This window comes from Candidatus Avelusimicrobium alvi, from assembly GCF_958451995.1.
GTDB classification, from domain to species: domain Bacteria; phylum Elusimicrobiota; class Elusimicrobia; order Elusimicrobiales; family Elusimicrobiaceae; genus Avelusimicrobium; species Avelusimicrobium alvi.
On record NZ_CAUDSG010000001.1, the window covers coordinates 49,921 to 75,221 of the forward strand.

Sequence of the window (25,301 nt, forward strand, 5' to 3'; positions counted from 1 at the left end):
TCGTCTCTCCAATTAAATATCAGTTGACGGGCTCGGCCCGTTGTAATTCATTATTATTGTATTACATTTCCTATGGAAAAGGAAGTTTATTTTTACCCGGAAGCGTTATTTGGTTACCCGCCGCAAAACCCGCGCCGGATGAAAGCCGTACAAAAAAATCCGGGCGTAAGCCCGGGAGAGGATCTATGGCGGAAAGGTTATTTTTTGCCTTTTAAATAGTCGCCGTGAAAACCATAGACTGGTGATACCGTACGTCCGATGGACTCAATTTTGGCCTGTATGCAGCCGCGGCACCTGTCCGGCGTGTCCCCGGTGCAGATTTTGCCCGGATAGAGTTCGTAAAATTTGCGGTAATCGCCCTCCGTAACATTGGGCATAACCACATTGGCCCCGCTTTCAAGCGCCAGTAAACGGCCGCGCGGATGCAGGGTTTCCATGGCCGTCGTGGCCGGGATGTTAATGTCCGGCAGTAACAGGCGCATGAGCGCCATCATTTTTAACGCCAATTCAAAATGTCCCTGCACGGTTTCGCCCGCAAGCGGCGTCTGCGGGTGGGGGATAAACGGCCCGATGCCCGCCATATCCACCGGCAGTTCCTTAAAAAACAATAAATCGTCCGCCAGGCTTTCTGTGGTCTGCCCCGGCAGTCCGACCAGGGAACCCGACCCCACTTCATACCCCAGTTCCTTTAAGTCGCAGAGGCAGCGCACGCGGTTGTCCCAGCTCATGCCCGGGTCCATTTTTTCGTAGAGGGCTTTGTCCGTCGTTTCAATCCGCAGCAGGTAGCGGTCCGCTCCCGCCCGGCGGTAAGCGGCGTATTCTTCACGCGTTTTTTCGCCCAGGCTTAGCGTAACGGCCACGTCCAGCGTTTTGATTTGCCGGATGATATCCGCCATCGTGTCCGCGTCAAACCACGGGTCTTCGCCCGATTGGAGCACAACCGTTTTATAACCGTATCCGGCGGCTTTTTTGGCCGTGTGTACGATTTCTTCCGGCGTCAGACGGTAACGCCGGGCCGACGCGTTGGAACGCCGGATGCCGCAGTAGAGGCAGTCGTTTTTACAGTAGTTGGAAAATTCAATCAGCCCGCGCAGGTATACTCCGTCCCCCACAAATGCTTTACGCACGCGGTCGGCGGCCTCAAAAAGCGGCCGGGGATTTTTTACGCTCAGCAAAGCGGCCGTTTCCGCGCGGGTGAGCGGCGCGCGGGCGAGGGCTTTGGCAAGCAGGGCGTTTTCGTCGGTCATATATAGAAGTATATCAAATTAAAAGTTGGGTCCAAAGGCCCAAAACGGCCTGGGCCCCCGACGGCAAAAAGAATGGGCCCCGGGAGGGGAAAAGGATGGGCACAAATTTTCCGGGGCGCTGGGCCCAAGGACCCTGTTATTTTTTCTTCGTAAACGCTATCTTATTAATATCAAGCAGGTGAATTTAAACGCGGAGGAGGCCACTATGAAAACGGCAATGAAAGAAACCATCGCCACGCAGCTTGTAAAAAAACAGCGCCTGGACCGCGAATTTGCGTGGATCGCCAAAGAATTTAAAGACTTCCGCACCCTGGAAGACATTGAATTTGACAATGTGGAACGCTACGCCAAACTGCACCTGGGGTATATTTTTTAAAGTGTGTTTCTAAACCTCCTACAAGAACACCTGCGCCCGCCCAATCTCCGGCGGGCGTTCTTTTTTATATAATAAAAATATGATAAAAGATTGCCTTAAATATACGTTTAAATGTCTCCTTTACTTCTGGTGTCCGTTCGGGCGTGCCAGCCGCAAGGAATATGCCTACTTTAGCAACACCACGCTTGTGTTGGCGTGTCTTTTCGTTTGGGCGATAAAGCATTTGTCTTCCCATAACCCGGCCTTGTTAGATACGCTGGCAAGCGAGTACAAACTTGGGCTGTGCTGCGCCTGCGTGCTGGTGGTTTTGGCTGAGTATAGCGTATTGGTGCGCCGCGGGCATGATTTGGGATATAACTGGTTGTCTACCCTGTTTTATTCTTCCGAGTTTACCATGCTCAAGGGATGGAAATTTAACCGCCGGCTGTTTAAGGAGGAGGGCTCTGCCTTCCCCAACGAATACGGCCCCGCGCCTGAAGAAAACAAGTAGCCCTTTCCCAAATACAAATCAATTTGCTATAATTAATCTGTACTTTAGTAAGTATAAAAATTAAAAACAGGAGAAGGCCTGTACTCCGGCTCGGTACTCCTTCGGATAAAGAGTGCTTGGTCGCGCAGCAAAAGGCCTAAGTGTACAAAACAATGGTACTTTCCATTCAAGACAGAAAAGACATCATCAGCAAATTCCAAACCGGCGCCAACGATACCGGCTCCGCCGCCGTGCAGATTGCGCTCATCACCGAACGCATCCAGTATATCTCCAACCACCTTAAAGCCAACCCGAAAGATTTTGCGGGCGAAAGAGGCCTTAATAAACTGGTCGGCCAGCGCAGACGTTTGCTCGCTTACCTCAAAAAATCCGACTTTGAAAAATATCAGAAAGTCACCCAAGAACTTAAATTAAGGAAATAAACCGTAATGCAAAATTTCAATCACAAATTCGACATTCACAACGTGGAACTTACCGTCGGAAACCAAACGATTAAACTGGAAACCGGTTTGGTCGCCAAACAGGCCGACGGCGCGGTAGTCGCCACGATGGGTGAAACGATGGTGCTCGCCACCGCCGTCTCCACCAAGGAGCAAAAACCGGGTATTTCCGATTTTACTCCGCTTACCGTCAACTATAAAGAAAGAACCTACGCCGCGGGCAAAATCCCCGGCGGTTTTTTCAAACGCGAAGGCCGCCCGAGCAAAAAAGAAACGCTGTCTTCCCGCATTATTGACCGCACCATCCGCCCGATTTTCCCGGAAGGCTTCGCCTGCGAAACCAACGTAACCGCGATGGTCATCTCCAGCGACGACAAGCACGATGCCGACGTTTTGTCCGTTTTGGCCTCTTCTGCCGCGCTCGTCATTTCGTCCATTCCGTTTAACGAACCCGTCGCCGCCGTACGCATCGGCCGCAAAGACGGGCAGTACATCGTCAACCCCACCAAAGAAGAACAGGAATCCTGCGATATGGACCTGGTTATCGCCGGTTCCGCCCAGGGCTTGTTAATGGTGGAAGGCGGCGCCAAAGAAGTGGAAGAAGACGCCATCATCAAAGCGATGGAAACCGCCAAACCGGAAATTGACAAAATGTGCGCCGTGCAGCTTCAGCTGCGCGAAATGGCCGGCAAACCGAAATTTGAATACGTCGTGGAAAAACTGCCGCAGGAAGTGGCGGACCTCGCCAACGGCAAATTCCGCGAAGAAGCCAAAAAAATTCTGCACGCGTTTTCCGACAAACAAACCCGCGACCTGCAGGTTGCCCAGCTCAAAGCCTCGTTTACCGAAGAACTCGCCGCCGCTTACGGCGACAACGCTTCCACGTACGCGGGCATCGCGCTGGAAAACATTATGTTTGAAGAATCCCGCAACCTGGTGCTGCACGAAAACGTGCGCGTGGACGGCCGCAAGCCCGACGAAATCAGACCGTTAAGCTCCATGGTCGGCCTGCTGCCGCGCGCCCACGGTTCCGCTTTGTTCACCCGCGGGCAGACCCAGTCCCTGGCCGTAGCCACCCTGGGCACACCGGAAGACCAGCAGATGGTGGAAGGGTTGGACGAAACCACCTACGAACGTTTTATGCTGCACTATAACTTCCCGGGTTTTGCCACCGGCGAATGCAAACCGGACCGCTCTCCGGGCCGCAGAGAAATCGGCCACGGGGAACTCGCCCGCCGCGCTTTAATGCCGCTTCTGCCCAGCGAAGAAGAATTCCCGTACACGATCCGCGTCGTTTCCGACATTACCGAATCCAACGGTTCTTCCTCCATGGCCAGCGTCTGCGGCGGCTCGCTTGCCCTGTTTGATGCGGGCGTGCCGATGAAATCGGCCTGCTCCGGCATCGCCATGGGCGCCATCAGCGGCGACGGCAAATTTGTCGTTCTGTCCGACATTATGGGCCTGGAAGACCACCTGGGCGATATGGATTTCAAACTTACGGGTTCCCGCAAGGGCATCACGGCTTTCCAGATGGACGTTAAACTCAAAACCGGCATTCCGCTGGACGTTTTGAGCAAAGCCATCGCGCAAGCCACCCAGGGCCGCATGTTCATTATGGACCATATGGAGAAAACCATCGCCGAACCGAGAGCCAACGTCTCCCGCTTTGCGCCGGTCATCTTCAAAATGAGAATCCCGGTGGACAAAATCGGCGCCTTAATCGGCCCCGGCGGCAAGAACATCAAACGCATCACCGAAGCGACCGAAGCCAAGATTGACATCGCCGAAGACGGTACGGTAACCATCGCCGCCGCCAACGGGGACCGCTTGGACCAGGCCAAAGCTGAAATTGAAATGATGACTGCGGAAGCGGAAGTCAATAAAATTTACAAAGGCAAAGTGGTTTCCATCCAGCCTTTCGGCGCGTTTGTGGAAATTCTGCCCGGCAAGGACGGACTCCTGCATATTTCCGAAATTGAAAAACACCGCATCAACAAGGTGGAAGACGTATTGAAACTCGGCGACATCGTTGAAGTGAAATGCGTTGAAATTGACAATAACGGAAAAGTGAGACTTTCCAGAAAAGCCTTGCTCAAATAGTTTCAAACGCCGTATATAAAATCCCCGGGGCTCCGCTTAGGCGGCCCCGGGGATTTCTCTCTTTATCCGCGCCGGAGCGGACTTTTTATCTTACGTAACCGGGAGGGAAAACTATGTCTTTTGACGTAAACAACTGGATGCGGGAACTGATTAACCGCCTGCGGGACGCATTTGGCGCGCGCCTGCTGGCCGTCGGCCTGCAGGGAAGCTTCGGGCGGGGGGAAGCGCGCGAAAACAGCGATATTGACGCGGTGGTCATTCTGGACGTTGTCTCCGCCGCAGATGTGGACGCTTACAAAAAAATTCTGGCCCGTATGCCGGCCGGTACACATCCGGCGTGCGGATTTTTCGGCGGGAAAGAGGAGCTTAAAAACTGGTCCCGCGCGGAGCTTTTCCAATTTACGCACGACACCAAAACGCTTTACGGTTCGTTTGACGGAATCCTCCCGACTCCCACGCGCCGGGACGCGCTGGACGCCGCCAGAACGGGCGCAGGCACGCTTTACCACGCCCTTATACACACGTGGCTGCACGGAGATTTAACGCCCGCATTTCTAAAGGAACTTTATAAAGCGGCGTTCTTTATGCTCCAGGCGGCGCACTTTGTAAAAACGGGCCGCTACCTCCCCGGAAAAAAGGCGCTCGGCCAAGAACTGACGGACCCGGCGGAACGGGAAATTCTCCGCGTCTTGGCGGGGCAAAAGCCTTTGGACGACACACTCGCCGCGGCCGAAAAACTGCTGGCGTGCTGCCAAAAAGTCCTGTCTATTTCCTAATCGGGGCCCACCTAACGGTGGGACTTTCGGCCCTTGTTTTGCCCAATACAAAACTGATACTATGTATATATCTTTAGAGGAGGAAACTGAATGAAAATTTTTCGTCTGACCGTTCTCGCATTTTTGCTTGCGCCCGCGTGCGCATTTGCACAGGGCACAAAAGTAATTCCCCTGGGGGGCGGCTTTGGGCTGGATACCAAAGTGCCCATATCGTTTGACGACGCCGCTTTCAACCTCAAGTTTACCCAGCAAATGAACGCCGTGCGCGCCATGCAGGCCGCCAATCAGGCCGGCGTTAAAAACCTGCCCGCCGCACCGGGCGAAATGACACCCGCCGCCGAAAACGAGCAGGACTATACCCGCTGTATCGTCTGCCGGGAGAAAATCCTGAAAACCGACGGCTACCAGATTACGCCCAAACGCGATTGGTACGTTAAAAAGCATTCTTCCTGCGCGTGTGATTTTTACAAAGGCTGGGAAAAAGGCGAAGATTTGTCTTTCGTGCAAACCGCAGAAAAACGCCATTCCTGCGAAGCGGAAATGAATAAAAAGTATGAAACCCACACCTGCGCCGTCTGCGGTAAACCGATTAATTCGGCCTGCGGCAGCATTTCCGTATGGGAAGACGATGGGGGCAAACACTACGCTCACGCCGACTGTTTTGCCGCCCGCCGCCACCAGGCCGCCAAAGAAGCCTTACTTAAAAATTTAGACATTACCGAAGAAGACTGCGTGCGTTTTGACCGCCAGAAACAAGAGCGTGCCAACGCCCAGAAAAAGCTGGTGGAAGAAATGCAGCGTTCTTCCGAACAAATCCGCCTCCAGCAGGCGGCCCAGGCCGCCGAACCGGCTTTGGTAACGGTAACGCCCGGCACGCGCCCTTTAAAAAAGGTGCGCCGCGAACTGAACCGCTTTAACGCGGCCCACGGCAAAGCCCTGCAGGAAGCCGCCCGCGTGCAGCGCAGCGGCGGGGAGCTGAGCGCCAAACAGGCCGAACTGATGAAGCGTTTTGAAGCCCTGCGCGCAGAATACAACCGCGCTTCCGCCGCCGAAAACGCGGACAAGTAATCCGCCAAATAAGTTTACAGATACCCAATATAAAAGCCCCGCTTGTACAGCGGGGCTTTTTGGCGGATGTTATGTCAAACACACGCGGCGCGGCCCAATCAATTCAGCGCGTATTAAGTTTGCGGCCCGCCGTGCCGTTTCTTAACCGGCGCGTCTTTGCCCGGACAATGTGGCTACAATAATCCCAAGTACAGGCATGGAGTACCCTGTCTAGCCGTTATGCTAAACGGCCGCAATCAAGCAATCCTGTGTGGCTCAATCAATCAATTCAGCGCGTATAGAGCTGCGGCCCGCCGTGCCGTTTCTTAACCGGCGCGTCTTTGCCCGGACAATGTGGCTACAATAATCCCGGGAACGGGTCCGGAGTACCCGGTCTGGAAGACTTTGATATAATGAGTATATGGTTTGCTTTTCCAATTGGATACACAGGACAACGCCGCTTGTCCTGTCTGCGGTGATGTTGTTTTCGGCCGGATGCAATTATCACGGCCGCTTGAAGCGGGGCATTTACAAAACTCCGTCCTTTGACGATAAAATAGACGCAAGCGTGCTGGTGGTTGCGGATAAATTCATCCAACACACGTTTACGTTTAAAGACTACAATTTAACTCCCATCAACTCATACGTCATCCGGGTAGACGACGGCGCCGCCGTCGCCTCGGCGGATGCGCTGGCCACATTATTCTCCCGCGTCCATGTGGACGAATACCGTTTCCGCCATCAATATGATTACGTCGCGGAAATAGACTATCACGTAGAGGAGCGGGGAGAGGAAGGCTTCGCGCTCGTCCAAAACGACCGTTACCTCTGGGTGCGCAAATACTGGATTCCGCAATTTTATACAACCGTAACGCTTACGCTGCGCAACCCCAACACCCGCGCCGCCGTCATTAAACTAAACGCCAGCCGGCTGAGCTATTTGGAATTTAACAACGCGGCCGTCGGCGTGCACTGGTTCAACCAGCTGACGTTCTCCCTGCTTTTCCCGGTGATTGCGCCCGTTTACACCCAAACGGCCGGAGCCAGCATCCGCAAAACCCTGGAGCAGGACTTGCGCGCCTGCCTGCGTAAAATTATGCGCGAGCTGGAAGAAAACTGCGTGCTTTTTGCCCGGGGCCCGGGGCGGGACTCCTTCCCGCGCAACGACCATAAATATCGCGAACTGATGAAGAAAACCACCTATGTGGAAACGCCCACGGGGCACGGCTCGGGCTTTTTTATCAGCGAAGACGGCTATATGATTACCAACGCCCACGTGGTTGAAGGCCAGCGCGATGCGCGCTATTACCTGTACGAAGATTTGCCCTTTGAACCCTGGCGGTCCGAACCGCCCTTCCGTTACGCGCGGGTGGTGAAAGTGAACCATTCGCGGGATTTGGCGTTATTAAAAGCGGAGGGAAAATTCCCGTATTTTGAATTGGATGACGACCGCTCCCACTACAAAACGGGCGAAACGGTGCTGGCGCTGGGCAACCCGGAAGATGAATACTGGACGATGACCGAAGGCATTATCAGCGCGCTTAAAAACGACAACGGCGTAGACACCATCCACACCGACGCCGCCGTTAACCAAGGCAACAGCGGCGGCCCGCTGGTCCTGCGCGCGACGGGTAAAGTAATTGGGGTAACTTCGTCCGGCATCGTCAAGCATATCGCGGAAGGCATTAATTTTGCCATCACCGCTTTTGAAGTAAAACGCACGCTGGGGATAGACCAGCCCATAGACGAGGAAAAACTCCTGCGCGAAGAGGTGGAAGCCCTGCCTGTCACCAAGCCAAAGTAAGGGAAGATGTCTCAAGCGCGGCAAAATTATGTAAAATAAATGAAAGCAGTTTTGGTATTACTCAGAAACAGAGGTTATTTCTTTTATGAAAAAAACAGCAACCAAAAAAACGGCTCCGGCTAAAAAAACCGTTGCAGCTAAAGCCCCGGCCGTGAAGGAATCCCCGATTTTGAAGGAAGTCAAACAGCTTTACGGTTTTATGCAGGACAATAACATTGACACCATTGAGTACGACCAGAAAGGCCTGTACCTGCGCTTGGTAAAAGCCAAACCCGCCGTGGTGCCGGTGCCGGTAAGCGTGGGGGGAGCGGCCGCTGCCGCCGGTTCCAACGGTCCCGCCGCCGCACAGGAACAATATAAAGAAGTTATCAAATCCTCTTTGATGGGCATTTTCTTCCGCGGCTCCACGCCGTCGGCCCCGCCTTTTGTGAAAGAGGGCGCCCGCGTGGAAAAAGGCGACGTTATCTGCCTGATTGAAGCCATGAAAGTATTTAACGAAATGCGCGCGGAATTCCCCTGCATTGTTAAAAAAGTGCTGGTGGAAAACGGCAAGCCCGTTAAACAGGGCGATGCGCTGTTTGCCATTGAACGGGTGTAATTATGACGCCTTTACAGGAAAACATCCAAACGGCGGTTACCCGCCTGAGCGAATACCTCTCGGAGCACAAAACGGCTTCCTCCTGGCAGCTGAAAGTGCTGTTTAGGCTTTCGGGTTCGGTGCTTTATCTGGCGCTGGGCGTTCTGTACAGCCAGGGCAAAGTTTCCCTGGAGGCCGACGGGATTAACTACCACGTTACCTGGGGCCAAACGCCCGCTCCCGTTCCGCCCGCCGCACCGATACAGGAAAATATGTAATTTACAGCCCCGCCTCCCGGCGGGGTTTTTTATGCCGCCGAAACGCCCCGGGACTTTAGCCCGGGGTGTTTCATTTCCGTTCAATTCCCCGGGGCTTTTTGTGCGCATATGCCGCCGCCGGTCCGCTCAGGGGCAGTACGGCGGGCCATTCCGCTGGCCACCCAAAAGGCCCAGGGCGGGCCTGGGTCTTTAGTCTCTTGTCAGGCGTAAAAAGATATCTTAGAATTTTAATATCTAAAAGGGCTTGAACCCGGGGAGTGATGATTATGCACCATATCTTGTTAACTTGTTTTGCACTCTCTTGCCTGTTTTTTACCGCAATTTCCGCCCAGGCCCAGTCGCTTGCCGTCGGTACGAAAGCTTTTGAAGCCGTGGCGCGCAGTTCATTTTTAAAAGCGGGGGGCGCGTCCGCGCGGTTTCAGCCGTTTTATAAAGAACTGACCAACTCCCTGCGCGGCAAAAGCCTGTACCGCACGGAATTAACCCATCTGACCCAGGCCTACGTCAATCAGAACATCAGCGTCAAGCGCGCCTATGAGATGGCGTCCTTTTACCGGCAGCTGGACAACCGCATCGCCGCCCAGCTTCCCAAAAATACCCCTTTTATTTCGGCGGATCAAATTAATACGATTGCGCCCGCCATCTGGCGGCGCCAGCACTATGGCACGCAGCAGCAGCTGGAAAATTTCCTTGCGACGCTCTCTCCTTACCTGCACCGCTACGCCGACGTTAAATTAACCCTTACGGAATTTAATTACCTGGCCGAAAAATACCTGCTGGAGGGGGCCCGGGCCGTTAAAGCTTTTTTTGCGGCCCAGGAAGCGCGCAAACTGAAAAATATGACCCATATTCAAATTAATGTGCCCGGTAAACCCGCGCTGGACGTGTATGTCTTTCCCAGCCAGGTCACCAAACTCCTAAAAGCCTATAATGAGGGCACGCCGTTTACCGTTACAAACGGGCGCGTATACGTACAACAGTAAGCCCCGCCGCTTTTCCGCTAAAAAGCCCCCGCGCCCGGCGGGCTTTTTTAGGTCGTAAAAAACTGCCCCCAATATGGCGTAAAAAAAGGTAAAATAATGAATATGCCAAAGTATTATTACGCCGCCAAAAAATCCAAAAAGAAAACCAAAAAAACATCTTCCCTTGCCTGGATGCGCACCGTGCTTTATATTTTAGCCGGCGCCCTGTGCCTGTGGCTGTTCTGCATATTGTGGTTTAACGTCTCCAAAGGCCCGGCGGGCGACGCCGTATCTTCCGATTTGTTCCAGCTCTTCGGCCAGGGGGCCGGGCTGATTCCGCTTTTCCTGGCGTATTGGCTGGTGCAAACCGTCCGCCATAAAAGCGCGTCCTTTTTGTTTTTTCTGCTGGGTTCTTCCGTCACGCTGGCGACGTTTTCTTCTTTGCTTACCCTTTTAAAACTGATTTTTACCGATTCGCTTATCAGCGGCGGCCGCGTGGGCCAGAGCCTTTTTTACGCCCTTAAAAGCGTATCCGGCACCGTAGGGGCCACGCTTTTTTCCCTGGCGCTTATTCTGGTGGGCCTGCATATGCTGTTTGCGATTCCCTGGTCCGTCGTCCTGCAAAAAACGGCGGAATTTATGCGCAACGATTTTAACGGCTGGCTGGAAGCGCGCGCCGAACTCAAACAAAAAGTAATCGAAGGCCGCAAAGAAATTAAGGAAAAAGCCGCCAAAGAATCCGTCCGCCCCGTGGCCGAGGAAATCCACGAAGCGCCGGAAATCCGCCGTTCCAAACCCGAAATCCGCCGCCCGGTGGCCGAACCCGTCAAACTGCCGCGCCGCGAAGAAGTGTCCGCCCAGCGCGTGCCGGATCCCGAAACGCGCGAAACGCCCGCCGAAACCGAAAACGGCGAAGTGAAAAAATTTGATCCAGCCACTTTTATGCTGCCGCCGCTTACGCTGTTAAACGACCCGAGCGGAGACGGAATCGTCGGCCCGACGGACGACGAAATCGCCCAGGCCACCCGGCGGCTGGAAGACACCTTAAAAAGCTTTGATATCCGCGCCAGCGTTACCGGCGTTTCGCCGGGGCCCGTGGTTACCCGCTACGAAATCAAGCCCGACCCGGGGGTAACGATTGCCTCCATCACGGCCCGCACGCAGGACATCCAGGCCAGTATGGAAGCGCGCGCCATCCGCGTGCAGGCGCCCATTCCGGGCAAAAACGCCGTCGGGTTTGAAATCCCGAACGACCGCCCCGTCATGGTAACGATGAAAGAAATTTTGCAGTCGCCGGTATATGCCGCCTCCAAGGCCGTCATCCCGATAGCCCTGGGCCGCTACGCCGACGGGGACCCGGCCGGTTCCGTGGCCGAAAAGTGGCCGCACATCCTGATTGCCGGCGCGACCAACAGCGGTAAATCCATTTGTCTGCACACGATTATTATGTCCATTCTCTACAAGCACCGCCCGGACGAGGTCAAATTCCTGATGATTGACCCCAAACGCGTGGAGCTTACCTTGTATGAAGGCATCCCGTACCTGTACGACCCGAAAACTTCCTGCGACGATGTGGATGTGGTAACAGACGCAAACGGCGCCGCCAAATCCCTGCAGATGCTGGTAAAGGTCATGGAAAAACGCCTGCAGATTATGCAGCTTGCGAAGGTGAAAAATATTGAAGGCTACAACCAGTGGGCGAAGCAGAACAACGAAGAAAAAATGTTCTACATCTTTGTCATCATTGACGAAATGGCCGACCTGATGCTCCAAACCAAAGCCTCTATTGAAGACTCCATCCAGCGTCTGGCGCAAATGGGCCGCGCGCTGGGGATTCACCTTATTTTGTGTACGCAGCGGCCGTCGGTAAAAGTCATCACGGGCGTGATTAAAGCCAACCTGCCCTCGCGCATCGCTTTACAGGTGGCCTCGTCCATTGACTCCAAAGTAATTCTGGACGCGACCGGCGCGGAAGATTTGCTGGGTAAAGGCGATATGCTCTATCAAAGCACGTCGGACAAAACGCCGCTTCGTATTCAGGGGGCGTATGTGTCCGAAAAAGAAATCAAAGCGGTGGCCGACTTCCTGCGTGCGCAGGGCGGGCCGGATTACCCCGTGCAAATCGTGGCCGAACAGCCGGCCCACCAGCGGCCCCAGGACGGGCTCGGCACCAGCCCCGAAGAACTCCTGCAGGCGCTGAACTTAATTAAGGAACGCCGCCGCGTATCGCAGGATTTGCTTAAAGCGCATTTCGGTTCCAGCGCGCGCGCCACCAATATGTTAAGCGTGCTGGAAATGAAAGGCTTTATTTCCAAGCCCGAAGGCTCCAACCGCTGGGAAATCCATTACGAAATGATTGACCAGGAAATTGAGGAATTAAACAGCCTTCCCTACGATAAAAACTATCAGGAAGAAACCTATGAAACCGTCTATAAATAAACTCCTTTTCCCGCTGTGCGCCGCGCTGGCGCTGGCCGCGTGTTCGGATAAACCCCAAACGCCCGCCGAAGGGGAAACACCGGCAAGCCGGCCGCCTGCGGCCCAGGCCCCCGTGCAGGCGGAGCCCGCCAAACCCGCTCCTAAAAAACCCGCCGCCAAACAGCCGGCGCCGGTAAAGAAGGCTCCCGTTTTGACGGCGCAGCAGCTGGCGGAAGAATTAAAAAAATGGGATAAAAAACTGAATTTTCTGTCCACTTCTTTTGAGCAGACCACCGCGTACGACGGCGTACAGGTCAGCCGTTCCAACGGCACCCTGCGCTACGACCGCGCGCGCAACCTGCTGCGTTTAGACACCCTGGACCCGGACGGAAACCCGGAACAAACCGCTGTTACGGATAAAAAGAATATCGTTGTTTTTGACGAAAGCGGCCGGCACGTTACCACCCTGTCGTGGGCGGACTGGCAGCAAGGCCAGCCCAACCAGGCCCTGTTTGACTTTGGCAACTACACCGCGCTTGTGGACCGCCATAACGCCGCCGTGGACAGCCAAACCGACAAAGAAGCCGTGCTGAAGCTGACGCCGAAAGAGGGGGAAGAATACCAGCTGTATCTGACGCTTTCCAGGCAGGACTATTTTCCCCAAACCATCACCATCGTATCCGAGCTGATGGTTACGCGGGCCGATTTAACAGACACCCGCAAAAACGAACCTTTGGGGACCGACGTTTTTGGAGGATTTGACAAATGATGACGTTAGCCAATAAAATCACCCTGACGCGCGCCGCGCTGTCCATCGTAATGTTTTTGTTTATTTTGTTGCCGTACGGCTGGGCCCGTCTGGTGGCCACGCTTATTTTTATCATAGCCGCCAGTACGGACTGGGTGGACGGAAAAATCGCGCGCGAAACCAACACCATTACGCCCTTTGGCGCGATTGTGGACCCGTTTGTGGATAAAATCCTCGTGGCGGCGGCGTTCTTTGCGTTTGTGGGCATTAAAGAGCTGGACGTGCCGATTTGGGCCGTGTTTTTTATCCTCCTGCGCGAACTGATGATTTCCACCCTGCGCGTCATCGCCGCGCTGGAAGGCAAAGTGATGGCCGCCGAACGCTGGGGCAAGTTTAAAACCGTTATCCAGATGGTTGCGGTGGGCACCATTTTCTTCGTGCTGGACGTATACCACCTGTCCCACCTGCTGACGGGATGCGCCAAAAACGTGTGCATCATTTTATTTATTACCCTGCAAAAAGTACCGTACGCCATTACGGCTATTGCGGCGGTGATTACGTGGATCAGCGCGATTTCGTACCTTAAAAACAACTGGGAGCTTTTGAAAAAATCCTGGAGCCTGCCCGTATGCAAATAATCGTGCGCGCGCTGGCAACGGGGCTCTTTGTCAGCTGCCTGCCGCCGTTGGTGTTTAAGTATAAGAAGAACACCGGGGCCGGATTTTTAGGTACGCTGTGGGGGATTCCGATTGTGCTGGCCTTCCCGTCGGACCAGATGCTGTATCTGATTTGTATGCTGGCGTTTTGGGCGGTTGCCGTAATCGTCTGTAAAAAAGTACAATTTAAGGGATATACGGGGCACGACAACCCGAAAATCGTGATAGACGAAATGGCCGGTTATATCGCGGCGATGGCGTTTCTGCCCCGCACCTGGCCGTATATGCTGGCGGCGTTTGTGCTGTTTCGCACGTTTGACACGTTAAAACCGTGGCTGGTTAAAACGTTTGACAAGATGGACAACGCCTTCGGCGTCGTAGTTGACGACGTGGCCGCCGGACTGATGGCCAACATTTTGCTGCAGATTTTTACAATATTCGCAATCAAGGGTTAACCCTAAGGAGACAAACAAATGGACTTTTCCAATATGACAAATTTACGCGAGCTGCTCGCCGCCGGCGGACCGGTGCTGATTCTTCTTTTGCTTCTGTCCGTGTATTCTATTTCCGTTATTCTGGAACGCTTTTTTAAACTGCGTTCTTCCATTTCGCTTTCGCGCAAGCTGATTGCCTACTGCCGCCATCCCATCCGCTCGGAAAACTACCAGAAAGTGGAAGAAGCCTGCCGCAAAGAAATCGTTAAAAACACGCCGGCTTCCGCGGTGATTCTGCGCCTGGTGCAGGAACGCCACCGCCCGCAGGCCGAGCTTGAAAAAATTGCAGACAGCGTGATTGACTGGGAAGTTTCCAAACTCCAGCGCCGCCTGACGGTGCTCGGCACCCTGGGAAGCATCACACCGTTTATCGGTTTGTTCGGCACGGTTATCGGCGTTATGCACGCTTTTAAAGATTTGGCCACTAACACGGCTACAGGCGCGGGCGCGTCCGTCGTGGCGGCCGGTATCGCCGAGGCGCTTATTAACACGGCTGCCGGTCTTTTCGTAGCCATTCCGGCGGTTATCGCGTACAACTATTTCCTTTCCAAAACCAACTATTTCGCCAAGGAACTGGAAAACGCCGCAGACGAAGTGATTTACCGTCAAAACGAATCCAACGAGTTTTAGTCTATGAGCACGCATAAAAACCGAACCGTTATGGCCGAAATCAACATGGTGCCGTTTATTGACATCACGCTGATTCTGCTGATTATTTTTATGGTGATGAGCCCGCTTTTGGTGCAAATGCAGCTGACGGTGGACTTGCCCAAATCCAAAGCCATCAACACGCAGGCGGAGGACGACGTCATCCGCATTGAAGTGCAAAAGAACGGCTCCATTACCGTTATGAACAAAAGCCTGACGCTTAAAAACCTGGAGCGCGAGCTGATTTTGCGTATGGGCAAAGCAAACAAAAAAACGATTCTCGTCCAGGCGGACAAAGACGTGCCGATACAGCAGGTGGTGGACGTATTTGACGTTGCCAAAAAGCTCGGCGCCGCCAAACTGGGAATCGGGGTGCTTTCTAAAAACTGATGAACCGCTATCTGGCTTTTTCCGGCGGCCTGCATATTTTGGCCGCACTCTTTTTAATCCTTTTGTTGGCCCCTTCGGCCAAGAAGGCCGCCGCCACATATACCATTGATTTTATCGGCAGCGGCAAGGTGGTGGCCACCACCGGGCAGGAAGCCGCCGCGCCCGTTCCGGCCCCCAAAGCCGCCGTACAGGCGCCCGAACCCGCCAAAGAGGCGGTCCCCCAGCCGGAACCCAAAACCGCCAAAAAAGCGTATGCGGCCAAATCCGAAATTACGACTAAAAAACAAACCAAAAAAGCGCAGCCCAAAGCCGCACCGCTGGCCGCCCCCAGCGTGCTTGACGAAGCGGAGACCGACGGAAAGGGCGCCGCTTCCGCCTCCAAAGAAGGGGAATTTGCGGGCGGAAACATTCAAACTGATTTTGCAAATTTCCCGTATCCCTGGTATATTACGCAGGTGCGCAACTCGCTGTGGATTGAGTGGGAAAAAAGACGCCCGGCCGGAAACGTGCTTTCCGCGCTGGTTTCCTTCGCCATTGCGCGCGACGGAAAAATTAAAGACCTACAGGTAGACCGCAAATCCGGGGATGATACGTTTGACTTCGCGGCCACTTCCGCCGTCATCAACGCCGGGCCGTTTGCGCCGCTGCCCATGTATTACGAAAAAGACGAACTCACCGTAAGCGTGGAGTTCAAGCAGGAGAAATAATATGAACGGATGGCAACGTTTCGCGTTACTGATTTTATGCTGTTTCACCGTTATGGTGCTTTACCCGGATTTTGACGCCTCCGGCTGGACGTTTATCGGCATCGCGTGCGCGATGTGGACGGGGATTATTATGGTATTGTCCGTCATTTCCAACCTTTTCGGCCTGTACCGGATGGAAAAGTTCAACAAGCTTATCAGCTTTATACTGCTGTGCGGTATTATGTATTCGCTTCTGTGGTATTTCCCGCAGGAGGATAAAGTAACGCCCATCAACAAAATCAAATACGGCGAAATCCCGACCAAGGCCGATATTGAAAAAGGCATCAAACGTTTTACGTTTAATTTTGATTTTGTCCGCCGCAACGCCCGCCGGAAAGAGAACTTTATCAACCAGGACATTGACGGCAAAAAAATCAAAAAAGAAATTAAAAAGAAAGCCGGAGAAACCGCCGAAGAACTGGCAGAAACGCTAGATATTGAGGTGGAATAAGCTATGAAAAAAACAGTTCTTATTACCGGCGGAAACGGATTTATCGGCCGCGCGCTGACGGATAAACTGCTGCAGGAAGGCTATCAGGTGCGCGTCGTTACGCGCCGCACGCCTAAACGGCAGCCCGCCAATCCGGCCGTTACCTTGGTGCGCGCCGATTACAACGATGTGGCATCCTTGAAGAAGGCCCTGCAGGGCTGCACGGGCGTATTTCATCTGGCGGCCGCCATCTTCGGTTTTAACCGCTCCGATTTTGAAAAAGCCAACATTACCGCCACGCAAAACGTGGTGGCAGCCGTCAACCAAACGCCGGAAGTTGAAACGTTTGTGCACGTTTCCAGCCTGGCGGCCAGCGGTTTTGCGCCGGATAAAGACCATCCGCGCACCGAAGAAATGGAGCCGGCCCCGGTGTCCGACTATGGCATCACCAAGCTGGGGGGGGAAAAAGCCGTCCACACCCTGCGCCCCGGCGTAAAATGGACCGTCATCCGCCCGCCCATCGTGTACGGAAAGAACGATTCGGGCGTATCCAAAATTGCGCTGTGGGTAAAACGCGGGCTGATGGTAAATACGTCCGGCAACGGATATTTCAGCTTTGTGCACGTGGACGATTTGGTGGAAGCGCTGTGGCAGGCCTTTATCCGCCCGGAAACAGACAAACAGACCTATTTTGTAACGGAAGACGCGGTATATTCGTGGGATTACTTTATTACCGAAATGGCCCGCGCCATGAACTGCCGCAAACCGTTTATGCCTTCCGCGCCCAAATGGATGATGCGCCTGGCGGCCTGGACGTACGAAACCGCCGCACGCATAACGGGGGCGCAGCCCGCCTTAAATTACGACAAAGTAACCGAGGCCACCGTCCCGGGGCATTGGATTTGCTCCGGCAAAAAATGGCAGACGCTTACCGGCCAGCAGTTTACGCCGCTTGCCCAAGGGCTGAAAAAGAGCTTTTAATCAGCCGTACTTTTATGACATACGAAAAACCGCCCTTTAAAAAGGGCGGTTTTTAGCGCATGGAAAATTCCTTAACGTTTGTTTGTAAACGAATATATTGAGTACAGCGGTTTAAACGCGCATCATGTATGGCGAAAACACGAGGAAACACCCCAGAACTTAACAATTTTTTAAGTATGTTCCGCGGAGTGGGGAGAAATCCGCAAAAGTTTCTAAAATTTTGTTATAATATATATGTCTGAAGCAGTTACGACGGTAAATATCAGATTTTGGAGAGGTGGCTGAGAGGCCGAAAGCGGCGGTTTGCTAAACCGTTATACGGGTTAATTCCCGTATCGAGGGTTCGAATCCCTCCCTCTCCGTAGAAATTTAAAACCCCGCGAAAGCGGGGTTTTTGATTTCTAAAGAGAGTATGGAGCGGCATAAACTGCTTTATGCCGCGTCGGGATTTGAAGCCCGGAGCGATGTTTTGGTTTGCGCCTGCAAGTGTGCAAGGCCAAAACCGCGAGGGCGGGCCCGGGCAAAATTTTCGTCAGAAAATTTATGCAGGGCGAATCCCTCCCTCTCCGTTCTTCTATACAACCCCATTCCCCGACGGGAACGGGGTTTTTTGTACCCTTTTCCGTCGGGCCAAGTTTATAATAAATGAGCGTATTTTGTAATAAAACAGCCAATTTTGTAATTAAAAACGCTACAAAAAACGCTATAAGTAACCCACTAAAAACCCCGGGTATAAACCCGGGGTTTTATATTGTACAAACAACTGCTAAAACTTTTTACAGAAACGCCGCCGTTACGCGAGACGCACGGTCAAACGAGGTTTTCACTCTTGTCTTCGTGCTGGCCGCCGCTACAGCAGACGTGTCCGCCGCCGCTTTGGATTTGGCCGCCGCCTCTGCCGCCAGTTTGACTTTCAAAGCGGCTTCCGCCGCCGCTTTAGCCGTCAAGTCGGCTTCCGCTTTAGACTTGGCCGCCGCTTCCGCCGCAACTTTGGCTTTTAAGGCCGTATCCGCCGCGGCTTGCGCCGTCAAATCAGCTTCCGCCTTGGATTTGGCCGCCGCTTCCGCCCCCTGCTTGGCTTTCAGCGCCGCATCAGCCGCCGCTTTAGCCGTCAAATCAGCTTCCGCCTTGGATTTGGCCGCCGCCCCGGAGGCCGCTTTTGACGCTTCTTGCGCTGCGGCCTGTGCTTTTACGGCAGATTCCGCCGTCAACTTTGCCACCAGCAGAACGGATTGTTTGTCCGCCTCATTGGCGCGGGAAGCCAGCTGTACAGCCGCCTGTGCCGCAGACTGCGCTTTGGATGATGCCGCCGCAGAAGACTTAGCCACCGAATCGGCCGCCGCTTTGGCGGAAGCCGCCGCCTGTGCCGCAGCTTTCGCTCTGGCATCGGCGTTCAGTGCGGCTGCCATAGCGATGTCCGCCGCCTGCTTGGATTTAGCCGCCGCGGCCGCGGCCGCTTTTGCTCTGGCGTCGGCGTTAATAGCCGCAGCCAGAGTGGTGTCCGCTTCCTGCTTGGATTTAGCCGCCGCCGTAGCAGCGATTTTGGCACGTGCCTCGGCATTGGCCGCGGCTAACGCCGCCGCATCAGCCGCCGCTTTGGTTTGTGCGGCCGCAACAGCGGAAGCGTTTGCTTTCGCTTCCGAATTGACGGCTGAAGTTAAAATCTGCTCAGCCTCGGTTTTACCCTCTTGGGCTTTGTCATGCATAGTGTTTTTAGCCTCAGCGGGAATGGCGCCGGGCCGAAGTTCCGCCTGCAAAGACGGAACAACTAAAGACAATATACACGCCGTGAAAAAGATTTTTGAGCTCAGTTTCATGCCTGGCCCTCCTTTATTTTGGAATTATATAGTTATTATATACGTTTTTTTGGCTTTTGCCAGTATTTTTCCCTCACGCGCACCGCGGGATGTGCAAAAAAACATACCGGCAAACCGGTTTGGCCGCATACGCCATATACGCCATTGAAAAACCCCGGCGCGCCGAAAGCAACACCGGGGTTTTTATAAGACGGCGCGGCGTTTATTCGCAGCAGCGGGAAAAATTGCTGTAATTTACAAATTTCTCCTCGTAAGCGATAAACGCTTCCTGCAAAATCCGCACGGCGGTTTTTTTGTCAAAGATTTTTTCCACCACCACGCTCTTGTTTTCCAGCTTTTTATAATCTTCAAAAAAGCTCATCGTTTCCGACACCAAATGTTCCGGCAATTCCGAAATATTGGTATAGTGGCTCACGTTCGGGTCGCCCTGCGCTACGCCGATGATTTTATCGTCGGCTTCGCCGTTGTCCAGCATGCGCATTACGCCAATCACGCGCGCCGGCACGATGCACATCGGCACCACTTCGGCCTGGGACAGGATAAGAATATCCAGCGGGTCTTTATCCGCGCCGTACGTACGGGGAATAAAACCGTAGTTGGCCGGATAATAGACGGAAGAATACAGCACGCGGTCCAGCCGTAACAGACCGCTTTCTTTATCAAGTTCATACTTGGCGCGCGTGCCTTTGGGTATTTCAATAATACCGTTTACGACGTCCGGAAGCGTATCTTTGTTCCCGGGGGACACGTGATGCCAGGGATTAAAATTAGTAAACATCGGCACCTCTTTTTTAACAGTCTATTTATGATTATAGCAATTCTGCCGCATCCGCTCCACGCAGCATTATAAAAGCTCCATGCAATAAACGGCTTCTTTTCGGGTTTGTATATGGGAAGATATTGAAAAAAACAAGGAGGTCGTTATGGCAAGAATTTTATATACAGCGCTTATATTTCTGGTGGGGCTGATGTCTTTCGGCGAGGCGGCCGAAAGACGCGTCAAGCCGGAGGCCAAATCTTTTAAATACAGCAGTACGATAGAAAAGGAACGCCCGGAGTTAAGCGAAGAAACCCAAAAATTGATTGCCGCTTACCGCAAAAACCCGACGGAAGCCAACCTGGCGGCTTTAAGAAAACAGGTAGAAAAAAATTATGACAAAGTGGTTGCGCGCAAAAAAGCCAAATTGGAAGAATTAAAACAAACGGCCCGGGACAAGTCCAAAATAACAGAAATGCAGGAAATTGTAGATGAAATGCTAAAAGACCGGGAGAACCGCGTAAACCAAACGCTCAGCCGCTTTACCGATGAACGCCTGCGTCCCGACGCCCGAACCGCCGCGGACGGCTATCTGCCCGTATTGGGAGCGGCACAAAACGTGTATATCGCTTACACGCCCGTCACCAACGCACAATATGCTGTTTTTATACAAGCCACCGGCCGCCCGGCGCCCCAAAATTGGCCCGGCGGGGCGGTACCCGCCGGGGAGGAAAATTTCCCGGTTGTATATGTTTCCTACCAGGATGCGCTGGCCTACTGTAAGTGGCTGACCAAAAAAGACGGAACAGCCGTATACCGCCTGCCCACCGAACAAGAATGGGAATTGGCCGCCGGGCATATGCCCAAAGATGCGGATATGAACTGCGGCGAAAAGAAAGGGCTGACGGCGGTGAATACCTATTCCAAAACGCTGTCCGCCGCCGGAGCAATTGATATGTGGGGTAATGCGTGGGAATGGACCTCCACCTCCAAAAACGCCCAAACGGGAAGCGGCGCCATGGCCGTAAAAGACGGCGCTTGGAATTCGGAGCGCACCCGCTGCCGCACCGAATACAGAAACGAAACCCGCAATCCGGCCAAAGGGTACGCCGCGGTGGGCTTTCGTCTGATTCGCGAAAAATAATTCCCTCTTGCGCTTATAGTTAAAGGTACATATAATAAATGAAAAGGGGGAATATATGACGCATACCATCATCGGCATACATCTTAAAAACCGCACGCAGGACGCGGCGGGCCTGCAGGAAGTGCTCACGCGCTACGGCTGCAGCATCAAAACGCGCATCGGACTGCACGACGTTTCGGACGGCGCCTGCGCGCCCGGAGGAATTATCCTCCTGGAAGTAATCAGCAAACAGGAAGAGCTGATTCAGGAACTCTCCGCTAAATTTGACGTACAAACCATGCTCTTTTAGAAGATACAAAAACGCCCCGGAGCCAAAAAAGGTTCCGGGGCGTTTTTGTTGTTACTAGAGCAAAGAGGCGCGGAGTTCTTCGCCCGTTTTGGGGCTTAGATAGGCGGGGGGAACGTCAAACACGGTTCTGCACCCCGTCTGGCCGGCCTGCTTAAACCGCCACGCCGCTCGCGCATACGCCGCCAGCACGCCGGCGGTAAACTGCGGGTTGGAATCCAGCTTTAAACGGTATTCAATTAAATGCTTGTTTGCGCCGCCGCCGGTAACGCCGCTTCGCAGCACAAAGCCGCCGTGCGGAATCCCCGCGTGGCGGGTTTTCAGTTCTTCCTGCGAAATAAAATGCACGGTGGTATCGTAATCGGCAAAATAATCGGGCATCGTTTTAATATCGCGCTCCACGCGCGCCGCGTCGGCCCCTTTTTCAAGCACCACAAAACATTCCCGCGTATGCTTTTGGCGTACGGACAAAACGGGATTTTCGCCGGCGCGCACCGCGTCTAACGCACTTTGCACGGGGAGAGTGTACTGCTTGGCGTCTTGTACGCCGGGTATGCGGCGGATGGCGTCGGAATGCCCCTGGCTTACGCCCTTGCCCCAAAAAGTATAATCCTTCCCTTCCGGCAGGACCGCCTGCGCATACAGGCGGTTTAACGAGAAGAGCCCCGGGTCCCACCCCACGGAAATAATTCCCACCGTACCGGCTGCGCGGCAGGCTGCGTCCACAGCCGCAAAATGAGCCGGGATTTTGGCGTGCGTATCAAAACTGTCCACGACGTTAAACCACTGCGCGAGCATCGGGGTCTGCTCCGGCAGGTCCGAAGCGCTCCCGCCGCAGAGAATCATCACGTCAATTTTATCTTTCCATTCCGCCGCCCGCGCAAGCGGCACGACGGGTGTATTTTTGTCCGCCGGCTGAATATCGCGCCGGGTGAATACGGCGGCCAGCCGCATATCCGGGTTTTGGCGCAGGGCGGCTTCCGCGCCGCGGCCCAGGTTGCCATATCCCGCTATACCGATTCTGATGCTCATGGGTTCTCCTTATTAAAAGCAAGTTATTCTATTTTAAAATAATCCCGCCCCGCCCCGCAAACATTATTTACGGCGAAGAATAAAAATAATCCTTGACCTGGAGCAAACTCCATACTTTATACTGTTATATGCCGCCGGACTTGCCGGCCGGCAAGGAGCAGGTATGCAATCAACTAAAACCAAATCCGCCGCTTGGGCTCTACTGGCCTCTGCCGGGGTTATGCTGATTTCTTTTTACGCGCTGAGCGCAAAGGATATGACGAACCAACCAAATAAAACAACTGTAAAAATTAAAATTACCGTCCCGAGGCGCACGGTCTCCGCCACCCTGAACGACAGCCGCGCCGCGCGGGAGTTTCTGGCGCTTCTGCCGCTTACGCTTGAACTGACGGACTTCGGACAAACCGAAAAAATAGCCGATTTGCCCCAAAAATTATCCACTAAAGGCGCACCCGCCGGGTTTACGCCCCAAAAAGGGGACCTGGCCTATTACGCCCCCTGGGGAAACCTGGCCATATTCCGCCGGGACTTCCGCTATTCGGAAAACCTGATTAAATTGGGCCGGATAGAAACCGGGCTGGAGGCCCTGGACTTCCCGGGCCATATAAAAGCCGTCTTTGAACGGGAGGAAAATTAAGTTATGACCGCCGTACTTGAAAAAACAAACGCTTTAACCCTTATCACCCGCCAGGCTTATACCGAAGAACGCCCGCTGTTTGGCGCGCACGAGGTTCGCCTGGAAGAGGTTTCTTTTTCGGGGCCCGGGGAATCGGCCCTCAAAGAATGCCGCAATATAGAAGCCGTGCGCTGTACTTTTGCGGGCAAATATCCGCTGTGGCACAACCGCGGCGCGCTGCTTACGGACTGCATATTCCCGGAAACGGGGCGCGCGGCCATTTGGTACAGCCAAAACATCACGATGAAAAACACGCGCGTGGACGTGCAAAAAGGGGATTACCTGTTTCTAAACGGCAAGAATCTATACGCCGAAGATTTCACCTTGCAGGGCAATTATTCCTTTCAATACACGCAAAACGTGGAAATCCGCCGCGCCAAAATCCAATCCAAAGACGCGTTTTGGAATTCGGAAAACGTAACCGTGTACGATTCCGAAATTACGGGCGAGTATTTGGGCTGGCATTCCAAAAACCTGCGTCTGGTAAACTGCACGATATCGGGCACCCAGCCGCTTTGCTACGCAGCGGGCCTGGTGCTGGAAAATTGTATAATGACTCAAGCCTGCGACCTGTGTTTTGAATACGCTTCCCTGGAGGCAGACATTAAAGGCTGCGTCGCCAGCGTGAAAAATCCGCGCGCGGGTTCCATTACCGCGGACGCTTACGGAAATATTATTTTAGACGAACATATCAAATCGCCGGGGAACTGCCAAATCACCCGGCGCAGCGGGGGAAAATGATGAAATATAATTTTGATGAACCGGTGAACCGCCGGGGGACGGATTCGGTCAAGTGGGACCTGGATAAAGAGGGCGTACTCCCGATGTGGGTGGCGGATATGGATTTTAAAACCGCGCCCGCCGTTACCGCCGCGCTTGTCAAACGCGCGGAACACGGCGTATTTGGCTACACGCATCCGTCGGCTTCCTATTATACGGCGCTGTCCGGCTGGTTTAAACGCCGCCACAACTGGTCCATTTTGCCGGGCTGGGTGCTGTATACCACCGGGGTCGTGCCCGCCCTGTCCGCCGTCATCAAAGCGTTTTGCCGGCCGGGGGAAAAAGTGCTCGTGCAAACGCCCGTATACAACTGCTTTTTTTCTTCCATTAAAAACAACGGCTGCGAAACAGTGTCCAGCCCGCTGGTGTACGACAACGGCTCATACCGGATGGATTTTACCGATTTTGAACAAAAAGCCGCCGATCCCGCCGTCAAATTATTCCTGCTTTGCAACCCGCACAATCCCGCGGGCCGCGTCTGGACGGAAGCCGAACTGCGGCGCATCGGGGAGATTTGCTTAAAGCACGATATCCTCGTAGTGGCGGACGAAATCCACTGCGAACTGACGGCCCCCGGGATTGCCTACACGCCGTTTGCCTCGCTGTCGCCCGATTTTTTAAACCGCTCCGTTACGTGCATCTCGCCCAGCAAGGCCTTTAACCTGGCCGGCCTGCAAACCGCCAACATCGTGGCCGCCGACAAAGACCTGCGCGCCCAAATAGACCGCGCCTTAAACATAAACGAAGTGTGCAGTATCGGGCCCTTTGGCGCGGAGGCCTTAATCGCCGCGTACAACGAAGGGGGAGAATGGCTGGACGAGTTAAACGTGTACCTGCACGAAAATTTCAGCTTCCTGTGCGAATTTTGCGCCCGGCACCTGCCGCAGCTGCGCGTAACGCCGCTGGAGGGCACCTACCTGGCGTGGGTAAACTGCAAGGCGCTGGGGCGCACGTCCGAAGAGCTGGCCAAAGAACTCCTGCAAAAGGGTCGCGTGCGCGTCAACGCGGGGTCCCTCTACGGGGCGGAAGGGGAAGGGTTTATCCGCCTAAACCTCGCCTGTCCCCGGGCCCAGCTGGCCGAAGCGCTGAACCGGATGAAAACCGTGTTTGACGCGCTTTTATAAATGCCGCGCCCGCGCGGGCGTCTTTTTTTGCTCCCGCAGACGCTGCCCCGCCGGCGGACGGCGTATCAGCCGCCCGG

General features: G+C 54.0%; 28 protein-coding genes and 1 tRNA gene. 25 read left to right on the forward strand and 4 right to left on the reverse strand.

Annotated elements, in window-relative coordinates; all coding sequences use genetic code 11:
• Window positions 1-197: 197 nt before the first annotated feature.
• Entirely contained in the window at window positions 198-1,247 is a 1,050-nt protein-coding gene (gene hydE, locus ACQY36_RS00235) for a [FeFe] hydrogenase H-cluster radical SAM maturase HydE (protein ID WP_428077178.1), read from the reverse strand.
• A gap of 205 nt (window positions 1,248-1,452) precedes the next feature.
• Here hydE and ACQY36_RS00240 point away from each other — a divergent pair, with 205 nt between their 5' ends.
• The 20 genes from ACQY36_RS00240 (at window position 1,453) to ACQY36_RS00335 (ending at window position 17,970) form a co-directional block, all read left to right on the forward strand.
• Window positions 1,453-1,623: a hypothetical protein gene (locus tag ACQY36_RS00240; protein ID WP_428077180.1), complete on the forward strand. Its 171-nt coding sequence runs from the start codon at window positions 1,453-1,455 to the stop codon at window positions 1,621-1,623.
• A gap of 79 nt (window positions 1,624-1,702) precedes the next feature.
• Window positions 1,703-2,113, forward strand: a complete 411-nt coding sequence (locus ACQY36_RS00245; protein WP_428056581.1) for a DUF805 domain-containing protein — start codon at window positions 1,703-1,705, stop codon at window positions 2,111-2,113.
• Between the two features lie 152 nt (window positions 2,114-2,265).
• Window positions 2,266-2,535, forward strand: a complete 270-nt coding sequence (gene rpsO / locus ACQY36_RS00250; RefSeq protein WP_428056679.1) for a 30S ribosomal protein S15 — start codon at window positions 2,266-2,268, stop codon at window positions 2,533-2,535.
• Between the two features lie 6 nt (window positions 2,536-2,541).
• Window positions 2,542-4,653, forward strand: a complete 2,112-nt coding sequence (gene pnp / locus ACQY36_RS00255; protein ID WP_428056582.1) for a polyribonucleotide nucleotidyltransferase — start codon at window positions 2,542-2,544, stop codon at window positions 4,651-4,653.
• A 113-nt stretch (window positions 4,654-4,766) separates the two neighbouring features.
• Complete coding sequence (locus ACQY36_RS00260; RefSeq protein WP_428077182.1) at window positions 4,767-5,429, forward strand: nucleotidyltransferase domain-containing protein; 663 nt, start codon at window positions 4,767-4,769, stop codon at window positions 5,427-5,429.
• Between the two features lie 90 nt (window positions 5,430-5,519).
• Window positions 5,520-6,497 carry a hypothetical protein gene (locus tag ACQY36_RS00265; protein WP_428077184.1) on the forward strand — a complete coding sequence of 326 codons (978 nt, stop codon included), beginning with the start codon at window positions 5,520-5,522 and terminating at the stop codon, window positions 6,495-6,497.
• Between the two features lie 457 nt (window positions 6,498-6,954).
• Window positions 6,955-8,280, forward strand: a complete 1,326-nt coding sequence (locus tag ACQY36_RS00270) for a S1C family serine protease (RefSeq protein ID WP_428077306.1) — start codon at window positions 6,955-6,957, stop codon at window positions 8,278-8,280.
• A gap of 85 nt (window positions 8,281-8,365) precedes the next feature.
• Window positions 8,366-8,878 (forward strand): acetyl-CoA carboxylase biotin carboxyl carrier protein, encoded by a 513-nt coding sequence (locus ACQY36_RS00275; RefSeq protein WP_428070720.1) that lies wholly within the window; start codon window positions 8,366-8,368, stop codon window positions 8,876-8,878.
• 2 nt (window positions 8,879-8,880) lie between these two features.
• The gene (locus ACQY36_RS00280; RefSeq protein ID WP_428056587.1) at window positions 8,881-9,135 is read left to right on the forward strand and encodes a hypothetical protein; all 255 of its coding nucleotides are present in this window, start codon (window positions 8,881-8,883) and stop codon (window positions 9,133-9,135) included.
• A gap of 266 nt (window positions 9,136-9,401) precedes the next feature.
• Window positions 9,402-10,118, forward strand: coding sequence for a hypothetical protein (locus ACQY36_RS00285; RefSeq protein ID WP_428077186.1), 717 nt, complete (start codon window positions 9,402-9,404; stop codon window positions 10,116-10,118).
• 102 nt (window positions 10,119-10,220) lie between these two features.
• Window positions 10,221-12,536 (forward strand): DNA translocase FtsK 4TM domain-containing protein, encoded by a 2,316-nt coding sequence (locus ACQY36_RS00290; protein ID WP_428077188.1) that lies wholly within the window; start codon window positions 10,221-10,223, stop codon window positions 12,534-12,536.
• Complete coding sequence (locus tag ACQY36_RS00295) at window positions 12,517-13,284, forward strand: outer membrane lipoprotein carrier protein LolA (RefSeq protein WP_428070714.1); 768 nt, start codon at window positions 12,517-12,519, stop codon at window positions 13,282-13,284. The genes ACQY36_RS00290 and ACQY36_RS00295 overlap by 20 nt, the downstream gene beginning before the upstream one ends.
• Window positions 13,281-13,901 (forward strand): CDP-diacylglycerol--glycerol-3-phosphate 3-phosphatidyltransferase, encoded by a 621-nt coding sequence (pgsA, locus tag ACQY36_RS00300; RefSeq protein WP_428077190.1) that lies wholly within the window; start codon window positions 13,281-13,283, stop codon window positions 13,899-13,901. The genes ACQY36_RS00295 and pgsA overlap by 4 nt, the downstream gene beginning before the upstream one ends.
• Complete coding sequence (locus ACQY36_RS00305) at window positions 13,892-14,374, forward strand: phosphatidylglycerophosphatase A family protein (RefSeq protein ID WP_428077192.1); 483 nt, start codon at window positions 13,892-13,894, stop codon at window positions 14,372-14,374. Before pgsA ends, ACQY36_RS00305 begins: the two co-directional genes overlap by 10 nt.
• 18 nt (window positions 14,375-14,392) lie before the next feature.
• Window positions 14,393-15,043, forward strand: coding sequence for a MotA/TolQ/ExbB proton channel family protein (locus ACQY36_RS00310; RefSeq protein WP_428077194.1), 651 nt, complete (start codon window positions 14,393-14,395; stop codon window positions 15,041-15,043).
• A 3-nt stretch (window positions 15,044-15,046) separates the two neighbouring features.
• A complete protein-coding gene (locus ACQY36_RS00315; RefSeq protein ID WP_428056594.1) occupies window positions 15,047-15,451 on the forward strand; it encodes an ExbD/TolR family protein in 405 nt (134 codons plus the stop codon).
• A complete protein-coding gene (locus ACQY36_RS00320) occupies window positions 15,451-16,158 on the forward strand; it encodes a TonB family protein (RefSeq protein WP_428070707.1) in 708 nt (235 codons plus the stop codon). The genes ACQY36_RS00315 and ACQY36_RS00320 overlap by 1 nt, the downstream gene beginning before the upstream one ends.
• Before the next feature lies 1 nt (window position 16,159).
• A complete protein-coding gene (locus tag ACQY36_RS00325) occupies window positions 16,160-16,648 on the forward strand; it encodes a hypothetical protein (RefSeq protein WP_428077196.1) in 489 nt (162 codons plus the stop codon).
• Between the two features lie 3 nt (window positions 16,649-16,651).
• The gene (locus ACQY36_RS00330) at window positions 16,652-17,608 is read left to right on the forward strand and encodes an NAD-dependent epimerase/dehydratase family protein (RefSeq protein WP_428056597.1); all 957 of its coding nucleotides are present in this window, start codon (window positions 16,652-16,654) and stop codon (window positions 17,606-17,608) included.
• 271 nt (window positions 17,609-17,879) lie between these two features.
• Window positions 17,880-17,970 (forward strand) — tRNA-Ser (locus tag ACQY36_RS00335).
• A 414-nt stretch (window positions 17,971-18,384) separates the two neighbouring features.
• Here ACQY36_RS00335 and ACQY36_RS00340 read toward each other — a convergent pair.
• Both ACQY36_RS00340 and ACQY36_RS00345 read right to left on the reverse strand, forming a co-directional pair.
• A complete protein-coding gene (locus ACQY36_RS00340; RefSeq protein ID WP_428077198.1) occupies window positions 18,385-19,425 on the reverse strand; it encodes a hypothetical protein in 1,041 nt (346 codons plus the stop codon).
• Between the two features lie 202 nt (window positions 19,426-19,627).
• Window positions 19,628-20,203 carry an inorganic diphosphatase gene (locus ACQY36_RS00345; RefSeq protein ID WP_428077200.1) on the reverse strand — a complete coding sequence of 192 codons (576 nt, stop codon included), beginning with the start codon at window positions 20,201-20,203 and terminating at the stop codon, window positions 19,628-19,630.
• A 145-nt stretch (window positions 20,204-20,348) separates the two neighbouring features.
• On the opposite strand from ACQY36_RS00345, the gene ACQY36_RS00350 reads away from it, so the two are divergent.
• A complete protein-coding gene (locus tag ACQY36_RS00350) occupies window positions 20,349-21,326 on the forward strand; it encodes an SUMF1/EgtB/PvdO family nonheme iron enzyme (protein ID WP_428077201.1) in 978 nt (325 codons plus the stop codon).
• A gap of 55 nt (window positions 21,327-21,381) precedes the next feature.
• Window positions 21,382-21,615, forward strand: coding sequence for a hypothetical protein (locus tag ACQY36_RS00355; RefSeq protein WP_428070676.1), 234 nt, complete (start codon window positions 21,382-21,384; stop codon window positions 21,613-21,615).
• Window positions 21,616-21,669: 54 nt separating this feature from the next.
• Here the strand turns inward: ACQY36_RS00355 and ACQY36_RS00360 are convergent, their stop codons facing one another.
• Window positions 21,670-22,644, reverse strand: a complete 975-nt coding sequence (locus tag ACQY36_RS00360; RefSeq protein ID WP_428070674.1) for a diaminopimelate dehydrogenase — start codon at window positions 22,642-22,644, stop codon at window positions 21,670-21,672.
• A gap of 163 nt (window positions 22,645-22,807) precedes the next feature.
• On the opposite strand from ACQY36_RS00360, the gene ACQY36_RS00365 reads away from it, so the two are divergent.
• From ACQY36_RS00365 to ACQY36_RS00375, 3 genes are read left to right on the forward strand one after another with little or no spacing between them, the layout of a single operon-like run.
• The gene (locus ACQY36_RS00365) at window positions 22,808-23,281 is read left to right on the forward strand and encodes a cyclophilin-like fold protein (RefSeq protein ID WP_428077203.1); all 474 of its coding nucleotides are present in this window, start codon (window positions 22,808-22,810) and stop codon (window positions 23,279-23,281) included.
• A 3-nt stretch (window positions 23,282-23,284) separates the two neighbouring features.
• Complete coding sequence (locus tag ACQY36_RS00370; RefSeq protein ID WP_428077205.1) at window positions 23,285-24,061, forward strand: DUF3737 family protein; 777 nt, start codon at window positions 23,285-23,287, stop codon at window positions 24,059-24,061.
• Entirely contained in the window at window positions 24,061-25,224 is a 1,164-nt protein-coding gene (locus tag ACQY36_RS00375; RefSeq protein WP_428077308.1) for a MalY/PatB family protein, read from the forward strand. The genes ACQY36_RS00370 and ACQY36_RS00375 overlap by 1 nt, the downstream gene beginning before the upstream one ends.
• The last annotated feature ends 77 nt before the right edge of the window (window positions 25,225-25,301 follow it).